Raw genomic sequence first — 10,173 nt, 5'->3', positions numbered from 1 at the left:
GTCCGAGTCGACTGGATCTGTCCGACGCGGTCGCCTGCCCAGAGCTATCTGGTGCGGCCGGCTGGCCGAAGCGAGTCGTCGCGGGCCGTCCAACCGAAGCGATCTGATGTGGGCCATCTGGCGGCGGTCCGTCCGACGCGGGGGTCTGAAGCAGGTGCAGATACGGCGATATGAGTTCGGGTGTCGAGAGCCAGGGCGGCACGAGATCCGCTGTGAGCCCGAATGGAGCGGGGGACCGGAACGTGGCCGGCCGAACGTCGCCCGACTGGAGCGGCCTGAGCGGCCTGAGCGGCGTGGGGCCGAGCGGGGCGGGGACGTCTGGGGCGAGGTGGGCGTGCGGACGCGGTTGTCGTTCAGGCCCGGCCGGCGACGCGGGGGACGTGGAGCTGACCAGTGGGCGCGTCGAGCTCGGGTGGAAGGAACAGGCGCTGCGTCGCGGCCAGGACTGCCTCGGCTACCGCGGCGCGGAACTGTGCGCTTCCGAGCGCCTGGGCGTCATGTTCGTTGGTGAGATAGCCGAGGTCCAGCCGGACGGTGGGCATGCGGGTCCGGCGGAGTAGATCCCAGGCCTTGGGGTGAGTTCGGCAGTCCAGCATGTCGGTGCGCGAAACGATCTCACGCTGAACGAGCTGCGCGAAGCGCTCACCGACTGCCGACGATCCGCGGGTCGTCCCGTAGTAGTAGGCCGAGATGCCCTGGGCCTGCGGTGAGTCGCTGCCGTCGGTGTGCAGGGAGATCAGCAGGTCGGCCTCGAGGGAATTGGCACGGACCGCGCGTTCCTGTTCGGTCAGGGATTCATCCGGACCGTGGATGAGGACCGACTCCAGGCCGGAGTCGGTGAGCCTGATCGAAAGCCGGTCGGCCAGGTCGGCCATGAGGTCACGCTCGTACAGCCCGTTGCTGACAATGCCGGTGTCGTCGCCGCCGTGGCCGGGATCCAGGGCGATGACCACACCGAGCAGGGACGAGCCACGGGCGAGCAGGCGCACGGACTCCCGTAGGACATCCGGACGGCCGCCGGTCACCGTGCGACGTAGGCGGGTCAGCTCGCCCAGGGTCTGCGGGCCGCACCGACCGTCGGGCTGGAGGCCCCGGTTGCGCTGGAAGTCGCGCACCGCGCCTTCGGTGCGTGGGCCAAAGATTCCGTCGGTGCGCCCAACATCGAATCCCATGTTGGACAGGCGCTCCTGGAGCGCCGCCACATCGTCACCGACAAACGGGTGCGCGGCGCTGTGGTAGAGCAGCCGGTCGCCGAGGTTGCGCCGGGCTTCCTCCAGCGCGCGGGTGCTGTCCGGACCGAGGATGCCGTCGACGGACAGACCACGGCTCTGCTGGAAGGCGCGTAGCGCCCGGTCGAGGGTCCGATCGAACTGGTCGGGCGGGGTGTTGGGTGACGCTGTCGTCGTCGGCGGGGTCGGCTGGCCAGTGGACGGGTCCACGGGTACCGCAGGCGCCACCGAGCCGGACGGCACCGCGCCAGCTGACTGGACCGCGCCAGCTGACTGAACCGTGCCAGTTGATGAGCCTGGGTCGGTCGATGAGTCTGGGTCGGTCGATGAGCCTGGGTCGGCAGCACCGGGGAGAACACCGGCCACCGCTGGTCCACCGGCCTGTCGGGGTGTCGCCGGCAGAAATCCGAGGTGTGTCAAGGTCGCTCGAACCTCGGCGATGATCGGAGCCTGGTCTCCCAGCCGCAGCAGCTTCACGTCCATGAACCCTTCAGCTCGGCCGCCTCACCGTGCATGTGGATGAGACCGCAGCTCGCAACCACCGCATCGATGGACCGATCTCCCCACCCACGAATGCCGGATCTGCTGGATCTCAAGCCTAGGCCATGACCATGTGGTCCCGACCAGCCAGGAAGGGGAACCTCCGACACTGACCGGTGCGGGCGGGGTGTCGGAGAGGCGGTGAAGGTGCCGTCCATGTCGGTGAACGCCGACGGCCCGCCGGCGGTGAGGCACGGCGGGCCGTCGATGAAGCGCGACGCGCGCGGGAGAGCCCCTGCTCGGGGGCGCTGGTCCCGCGGCGCGCCGGTAGGTCAGATGTACTCGGAGAGATCGCGCAGCAGCGCGGCCTTCGGCTTCGCGCCGACGATGCTCTTGTCGACCTCGCCCTTCACGAAGACGGCCATGGTCGGGATCGACATGATCTGGTAGTTCCGCGCGGTCTGCGGGTTCTCGTCGATGTTGAGCTTGACGATGCGCAGCTTGTCGCCGTGCTCCTTGGCGATCTCCTCGAGGACCGGGGCGACCATCTTGCACGGACCGCACCACTCGGCCCAGAAGTCCACCAGAACCGGGAGTTCGCTCTTGAGAACCTCGCTCGCGAAGGTGTTGTCAGTGACAACAACGGTACTGCCTGCCATTATTGATCTCCCTGCTGATTCTGGTGAACGTGGTGGTGGTGGTGTGGCTCGCGTGGTGCTGAGTGCGATGGTGGGGCAGAACGCGGGTCGGGGTGGGGCGGCGGGACGTGGGACGGGTCTGTCAGGCCGGCTGGGACTGCGGGGCGCGGGGCGCTGCCGCGCTGGGGACCTCGGCCACCGCGGAAGCGGTCGCGGCGCTTTCGGTCGGACCCTCGCTGGCGGCGACGAAGCGCTCGGCGTCGAGGGCGGCCGAGCAGCCGGTCCCGGCCGCGGTGATCGCCTGTCGGTAGGTGTGGTCGACAACGTCGCCGCAGGCGAACACGCCATCCACGTTGGTGTGGGTGGTGGGGTGGGCGACCTGGACATAGCCGTCGCCGTCCAGGTCAAGCTGCCCACGCACGAGTTCTGTGCGCGGGTCGTGACCGATAGCGACGAACAGGCCGGTCAGGGGAAGTTCGTCGGTTTCGCCGGTGACGGTGTCGCGCAGGCGGACGCCGGTGAGCTTGTCGGCGCCGAGCAGTTCGGTGACCTCGGAGTTCCACCGGAAGCGGATCTTGTCGTTGGCGAAGGCGCGCTCCTGCATGATGGCGCTGGCCCGCAGCTTGTCCCGCCGGTGGATCACCGTCACCGAGCGGGCGAAACGGGTCAGGAAGGTCGCCTCCTCCATCGCCGAGTCGCCACCGCCGACGACCGCGATGTCCTGGTCGCGGAAGAAGAAGCCGTCGCAGGTCGCGCAGGCCGACACGCCGCGGCCGAGCAGGCGGTCCTCGTCCGGCACGCCGAGCTTGCGGTAGGCCGATCCGGTGGCGACGATGACCGTCCTGGCCCGGAAGACCTGGTCCTCCACCTTGACGATCTTCGGGGTGGCGGCGAGGTCAACCTCGGTGACGTCGTCCGGCACGAGCTCCGCGCCGAACCGCTCGGCCTGCTTGCGCAGGCTTTCCATCAGCTCGGGGCCCTGGATGCCCTCCGGGAAACCCGGGAAGTTCTCCACCTCGGTGGTGTTCATCAGCGCACCGCCAGCGGTGATCGCGCCCTCGAACACGAGCGGCCGCAGGTTGGCTCGGGCCGTGTAGATCGCGGCCGTGTACCCCGCCGGCCCCGACCCGACGATGATGACATCGCGCACGTCGTCGGCGGATGCCTCTCCGCCTTGGCTGCCGACGTTCTGGACCTGCTGCTGGGCTGTCACACCCGCTCCTCTCACACTGCGTGATCCCGGTGGGCCCGGGGCGAACCACCAGCTCCCGTCGAGGCCAACCGGCCACGGTCGTCTCTCGGGAACCGGTCGGTGGCCTGGTCCGGCGAGACCGCGTCCCACAGCGACAACGGACTTGCACGGCATCTGATTCCATCGTCTACCCGCGGGTGGCGCACGCGCAGCGCAGGCCTGTGATCGACACCACGCTATTCGCGCTTGGCGATCACACTGTAAAGCGGCGCTGTCGACGAACGGGTCATTCCGCAGCTGGCATCGACCACGAGCAGCCGTCCCAGCGAAGGCTGGCTCGGGACCGACAGCACGATCAGCAGGGCGGCCTGGCCGTTGTAGCGGACCAGATCGATCCCGAGGATGGACCCGCCCGTCTGGGCCAGCAGGCTCTGGTAGCAGGTGCGTAGATCGGGGGTGTCCAGCAGCGCGCGCAGCCGACCTGCGGCGGTGGTGGCCAGCACCCGCACACCGGTGGCGTTGACTCCGGGCGCACCGCTGCCGGGCCCGGAACGGAGGACTCCCAGCGGCGGGTCGGCGACCCCGGCGCGCGCGGCCTGGGCGGCGGAGCCGATGGTCGGCACCCTGGTCAGCCCCATGGCGAGGGCCATCGAACCGGTGATGCCGCCATCGAGCAGAGCTTCGCCGTGAGGCACGATGGTGGTGGGCAGCACGGCCACGTGGCTGTTGGCCACCATCGTCATCGGTGGTGCCGCCGCGTCGGCGCCTGGCTCCTGCGCGGCCCGGGCCTCGGGAAGCGTCGAGGTGGTGCCGCCGCGCAGATCACGCAGAGCAAACAGGGCTGCGCTGAAGGTGACGAAAGCGACGCAGACCGCCGCGATGGAGATCCAGTCACGTCGGCCGGAGGCCGGGTCGCACAGCAGGCCCGCCCGGCGGCCAGGGCCTCGCCGGCCGGCCGGCCGGTGCGGCGCATATTTCGGCCCGGTTCGGGTCCGCACCGGGCGGGCGGTGTGGGGCGCCCGGTGCGGGGTGGACGGCTCCGCCGGATCCAGGGGGCGGGCGGGAGCCGGCCCAGAGGTGCCTGAGGCGGGATCGGGTGTGTCCAACGGCGGAGCCGGCATCGGGACCTGTGCGGCGTGGTGTTCGCTCGCCGGGTGGGAGGCCGGCGGCCAGGACCGCGCGTCGGTCGGCGCCGATGGCTCCGGCACGGGTGGCACCGAGGTGTGCAGACGATGGGCGAGGGTGGCCTGAATCCGCTCGGCGACATCCCCGGGCATCGTCAGCCCCGCGAGCTGGGACAGTTCGGCCCGGACCCGACGCAGCGCGGCCACTGACTCGCGGCAGGCTGGGCAGGCGTCGATGTGTTCGCGGGCCGAGCGGGCAACCGGCTCGCCGCCGGCGAGCGCGTCGAGCAGCTCCACATCCGGATGCCGGTCGGTGCCGCGACCGCGGCGGGCCAGCGGACGACCCAGGGAGAACGCCGCCCGGTCCGGCTCGGCCCGGGGCCGGTCGTCCTGTGAATCCGTCACCACCAACGATCACCTCCTCCGGCCGCGGACCCCTCCGCGCCATGCTGCCCCTTCCTTCCAGACGGTGGACGACGCTCCCGGGTTCCCCGGTCCGTCCGGTCGTCCCATGTTCGGCGCGGCTCGAAGCCGCCCATCCGGGCAGCGCACAGGACACGGGACGGCGCGGCGAAGGGCCAGCCGTCGGGCGGCGAACGGCCAAGCGGCAGGCGGGAAACGGCCAGGCGGCGGCCGGGAGAACAGGACTACCAGCGAGCCGGGAACAGGAGCCGGAGCAGGCGGCTAGGAGTGGAAGGCGATCTCCGCGATCGAGCCTCGGTACCCGCCGTCGACGGCGGGAAGGGCGGTCAGCCAGAGCACCCAGTACCGGGCCGGCTTGAGGTCGGAGGGCATCGGCAGCTGCACCATGCCACTGCTATCGGAGGCGGAGGCGGAGTGCGACACGACGGTCTGGTAGCCCTCGATCGAGTCGGACTGGGCCGACGCGCTGCGCAGCTCGAACGACACCGGGCCCTCCGGGCCGACCTGCACCGTCACATTGCTCGGTGTGATCGCCTGGCCGAAGTCGAAGCGCAGGCCCACCCCGGGCTTGAGCCCACCGAACTGCGCGGACACGTAGCTCTCGGTGTGCCAGACGGTCGCCTTGTTGCCGTCGGTGGCGTTCCCCACCTCGCCCGGCTTCTCCGTCTTGTCGCGTCCCTGGGAGTTCGGATCGAACGAGTCGACGACCGCAGGCCTGATCAGATCCCCGGTCGGGGCGAGCTGGCCTGGCGCGGTCGAGGTGGGGGAGGCCTGGCCGCCCTTGCCGTTGTCATCGTTGAGCGCGACCACTGCCACCACGGTGATCACGATCAGGATGACGACGAGCGCGATCCAGGGGAGCAGCCGGGTCAGCGACGAGCCTGACCGGCCGGGACCCCGGGTGGAGTGACCCCCACGGTCACGCCCCGGGCCGGAGCCCTGGCGGTCGTTGGGCGGGTAGCCGCCCCGCCCGGGCGGATAGCCCTGCTCGTTGTAGCCGCCGCGGGTGTCGAACCCGCCGCGGGAGCCGTCCCGGTAGCCGCCGCGGTCGTCATAGCGCCCACCCCGGCCGTCCTGGCCGGGCCCCGGGTAGTCGGTGGTGTCGGCGTAGCGGTTCTGCGACGGGTAGTTCGCCGACTGGTAGCCGGTGGAGTCGTAGGAGTCGACATCCATCGCCTCGGTGTTGGGCGGGGCGTCGCCGAGGCTCATCAGGCCGGTGTCGAGCACGGCGTCGACCGGGTTGATCGACTCCAGCTCCTCGACCAGCTCCGCCGCGGTGGTGATCGGCTCGCCGGCCCGGTCGTCCCCCAGCGCCGCCATGGTGATGGCGTCCAGATCGCGGGGGACGGTGTGGGTGAGCTGGCGGGGGGTGCGCAGCCGGCCGCCGGACAGCGGCGCCCCCGGCAGACTCGGGTCGTTGCCCAGCGGCCAGTGGCCGGTCAGCCCCGCGTACAGCAGACCACCCAGGGCGCGCAGGTCGGACGCCGCGGCCTCGGCGGGTCCGTCCGGGCCGAGGGCGCCCGACACCTGGGTGGCCTCCGGATCGGATGCCTCGCCAGCCTCGAGGGCCGCCGCGTGATCGCCGTTGGACGAGGGCCGCCCGGCCCGTTCGAGCTGGGCGAGCACTCCCCCGATCTCCAGATCGATGATCTTGACGGTGCCGTGGCTGGAGACGATGACGTCGCCGGGGTTGAGGTCGCCGTGGTGGATGCCGCGCTCGTGGGCGGCGGCGATCACCCGGGCGGCGGCGAGCACCACGGCGCCGGCCTGCTCCGGGCGCAGCGGGCCCTGCGCGGTCAGCTGCCGCAGCGTCCGCCCGTCCACCCATTCGGAGACGACGTAGGAGATGCGCCGGGACCCGGAGGTCGTCGTGGTGGCGTCGTAGGTGGACGCCGCCCCCGGATGCACCAGCCGACCGGAGTTGATGGCCGCGGCGAGCAACCAGCGAGCGGCCTGCTCGTGATCGGCACCGGGGGGCGCGTCGCCCGGTGCGAGCTGGTCGTGTTCGACGATGCGCACCGCGACCGGCCGGGTGAGCACGTTGTCGTCCCCCCGCCACAGGGTGACCGGGCCGCGGGTGGTGAGCGCGGACATCAGCCGGTAGCGGCGGTCCAGGACGGTCTCGGCGAGCACCGCGGTGCCCGCCGGTGTGCTGGCCCCGAGCGGGCCGGAGATGCTGGTGGCCAGGCCGTCGTCGACGTCCCCGACCTGAGGTCGGTTGCTTCCGTCGACCACAGCGCCTCCGTCGTCCACGGGCCCGACGAGGACATTCCGGTGTCGGGCTTCCCTACCTCACCCGGGCAGGGTTCCGCCCAGAGTGCCGCAACCGTGGGCAAAGCGCCCGCAGCTTCTCGCCGCGCGGCACACCTCGCGGCGCCACCGACGCTACCGGCGGGACGCTGCGCCTGGTTCACCGGCGACGTTGGGCGGGGCCCGCGCACAGCGTGTCCAGTGTACGAGGATGGCCGGAGGATCTCGCGCATGTCTTGGGACAACTCGCCCTTGTGTACCGGGTGTGACGGGTGGGACCGATCAGGTCCGATCCGCCCGGCCACGCCCGTTCGGCCCGATGGTGCCAGTACCGAGCGGCACCGGTGTCATCGGGGAGTGCTCCCGCCGCGTCGCCGCTGCTGGCCACCGGCGGTTTGACCGCCGGAGCGACCGCCGGATCGGCGCGGTCGCAGGCGTGAACGGACGACCGCCAGCAGGGCGTTGACCTCGTGGATGTTCATCCGCACGGCGGCGGCGAGGAACAGCGCGCCACCGAGCGTGCAGGCGACGATCACGGCGAGGCCCGAGGGCGCCCAGCCGTCGCCGATGACACCGCGGATACCCCGGGCCACCAGCGACGCCAGTACCGCCCCGAGCCCGGCGGCGACCGCCACCTGCGTGATCACCCGGGCGGTGCGGTTGCCGTCGATCCCACCGAGACGCCTGCGCAGCAGGGTCGTCGCCGCCGCGAGGCCGACCAGGTAGGCGGCCGCGAAGGCCAGGGCGAGGGCGGGTGCACGGTGCTTCTCGGGCACCGCCACCGTGAGAATCAGGGCGCCGAGCACGTTCACCGCGACCACGCCCATGTTGACCAGCGCCGGGGTCCGGCTGTCCTGGTAGGCGTAGAAGGCCCGCAGCTGCACCTGGAACAGCGAGAACGGCACCAGAGCCAGGGCGAACGCGCTCAGCGTGTCGCCGATGGCGATCGCGTCGTCGTAGCTCACCGCGCCGTGGTGGAACACCGTCACCGCGATCGGCCGTCCCAGGGCCAGCAGGAACAGCGCCGCCGGGACGATCGCCGTGGCCGCGACCCGGGTCGCGGTGGAGATGTCGGCGCGGACCAGATCCCGGCGGTCCTGCGCGGCATGCCCGCTCATCCGGGGCAGCAGCGCCGTGATCACCGAAACGCCGATGATCGCGTAGGGGAGCTGGAAGATCTGGTAGCCGTAGGTGTAGATCGTATACGCGGTCGACGCCGTCGACAGGTTGACGATCACCAGGTAGCCGGCCTGGCTGACCACGACGAACAGCAGCGTCCACGCGGCGAGCCGGGCCGCCGAACGCAGCTCCGGATGCCGCAGGTCCAGACGCGGCCGATACCGGAAACCGACCTTGCGCAGCGCGGGGAGCAGCGCGAGGGTCATCGCGACCACGCCGAGTGTGGTGCCGCCGGCGAGCACGGTGATCTGGGTGTCGGTGATCTGCTTCGGACCGTTCACCCCGGGTGGGCGCGGACCGGACACGAAGTAGATGAACGTCACGCAGGTCGCGATGACCAGCACGTTGTTCAGAATCGGCGCGAACATGGGCGCGGCGAACGAACGCCGGACGTTGAGGATCGCCCCGATGGTCGCCCCGATCCCGTAGAACACGATCTGGGGCAGGAACCAGCGCAGCAGGTCGGTGGCCAGCGCCTGCTCGGCCGGGTTCGCGTCCAGGTAGGCGTCGGTGATCCAGGGCGCCGCCACCATGCCGATCAGGGTCGCGACCCCAAGCCCGAGGATCATGAGGGTGAGCAGCGAGGACGCGAACGAGTCCCCGCCGTCCGGGTCCTCCTTCGCCGCGCGCACCATCACCGGGACGACGACGCTGGTCAGAATCCCACCCAGGAGCAGGTCGTACAGGATGTTCGGGGTGGTGTTGGCGACGTTGTAGGCGTCGCCGACCGAGCCGGTACCGATCGCGGCGGCGATGGCGACCGTGCGCAGGAAACCCGAGGCTCTGGAGGCGATCGTGCCGATCGCCATGATCCCGCTGGCCTGGCCGAGGCTTGGCCCGGCCTTGCCCTGCTTGCTCGTCCCGCGGCCGGTGCCGGTCCGGCTCGCGGCCGCGGCTGTTCTGGACGGCTGAGGGGGCGCGGACTCGCGGGCCGACCGCGGTGACCGTCCCGCCGGCTCGTTCGCACGGCCGCGTCGGCCGCGCACGGTCGCCGAGGTCGGCGGGGCGCCGGAACGTCCCAGCAGCGCCGTCGACGCCGCGTCGGCCTCCCGCGACGGGCGCCGCCGGGGCCGGTCCCGTGGGTCGGCGCGGTCGTCAGGACGGCCCTGGTCGCGGGGAGTGGGCATGCGGACGCGGGAACCGCCGCTGACGTCGTCGACACCGCGCCTGTCGCGTCGCTCGGGCCGGTCGCGTTCAGGCCGGTCAGGCCGGTCAGGCCGGTCAGGCCGGTCGCGGTCGGGTCGGCCGCGACCCTCGACGCCGCGCCTGTCGCGTCGGTCGGGCTGTGGACGGGGGTCCTGGTGCGGCCGCCGCGGTTGTGGCTGGCCGTCCCGCGACTCCCGCCAGCCGGTCGACTGTGGGTCACTCCCCCGCCGATCCTCCCGGTCCGGGTGGTTCGGCGGGATGCGTCGTACGTTGCTGCGCGGCAGCGCCACGGTGGGGCGCGACTCGCCGAGTGAGGGGCGGCGACGCTCGACGGGAGGCCGCCGGGGACGTCCGCCGCGGTCCGGCTGCTCGGTCGCGGGCAGGTTGGAGGCCGGTGGTGGTGGGCCGGGCGGTCCGTGTTCCGGCCGCGAGGTGCCAGGTAGCCCTGAACCCGGCCGGATCAGCCCTGTCTCCGACGACGGCGGCACACTGGGCGGGGGGGTGCGGGGCGG

At 71.8% G+C, this 10,173-nt stretch carries 6 protein-coding genes; all 6 read right to left on the bottom strand.

The genetic code is table 11. The features are described from left to right. Positions 1 to 353: 353 nt before the first annotated feature. Entirely contained in the window at positions 354 to 1,706 is a 1,353-nt protein-coding gene (locus G6R24_RS04930; protein ID WP_163547972.1) for an N-acetylmuramoyl-L-alanine amidase, read from the bottom strand. A 335-nt stretch (positions 1,707 to 2,041) separates the two neighbouring features. Beyond that, on the bottom strand, positions 2,042 to 2,368 hold the full coding sequence (gene trxA, locus G6R24_RS04925; RefSeq protein ID WP_163547971.1) for a thioredoxin: 327 nt from the start codon (positions 2,366 to 2,368) through the stop codon (positions 2,042 to 2,044). 121 nt (positions 2,369 to 2,489) lie between these two features. After that, positions 2,490 to 3,560: a thioredoxin-disulfide reductase gene (gene trxB, locus G6R24_RS04920; protein ID WP_163547970.1), complete on the bottom strand. Its 1,071-nt coding sequence runs from the start codon at positions 3,558 to 3,560 to the stop codon at positions 2,490 to 2,492. A 215-nt stretch (positions 3,561 to 3,775) separates the two neighbouring features. Next, positions 3,776 to 5,068 (bottom strand): anti-sigma factor family protein, encoded by a 1,293-nt coding sequence (locus G6R24_RS04915; protein WP_225438130.1) that lies wholly within the window; start codon positions 5,066 to 5,068, stop codon positions 3,776 to 3,778. 279 nt (positions 5,069 to 5,347) lie between these two features. Then, positions 5,348 to 7,321 (bottom strand): protein kinase family protein, encoded by a 1,974-nt coding sequence (locus G6R24_RS04910; RefSeq protein ID WP_163547969.1) that lies wholly within the window; start codon positions 7,319 to 7,321, stop codon positions 5,348 to 5,350. A gap of 362 nt (positions 7,322 to 7,683) precedes the next feature. After that, complete coding sequence (gene murJ / locus G6R24_RS04905) at positions 7,684 to 9,642, bottom strand: murein biosynthesis integral membrane protein MurJ (RefSeq protein ID WP_163547968.1); 1,959 nt, start codon at positions 9,640 to 9,642, stop codon at positions 7,684 to 7,686. Positions 9,643 to 10,173 lie beyond the last annotated feature (531 nt).

Origin of the sequence: Candidatus Frankia nodulisporulans (genome assembly GCF_902806475.1) — a bacterium.
In the GTDB taxonomy this organism is placed as follows: domain Bacteria; phylum Actinomycetota; class Actinomycetes; order Frankiales; family Frankiaceae; genus Frankia; species Frankia umida.
The sequence above is the reverse complement of the archived record's forward strand: the minus strand, read 5'-3'. Positions and strand labels throughout refer to the sequence as shown.

What these genes read in the sequence shown, in the direction of transcription:
- trxA (WP_163547971.1), bottom strand. Translation starts at nt 2,368, where the DNA reads ATGGCAGGCAGTACCGTTGTTGTCACTGACAACACCTTCGCGAGCGAG.
- murJ (WP_163547968.1), bottom strand. Translation starts at nt 9,642, where the DNA reads ATGCCCACTCCCCGCGACCAGGGCCGTCCTGACGACCGCGCCGACCCA.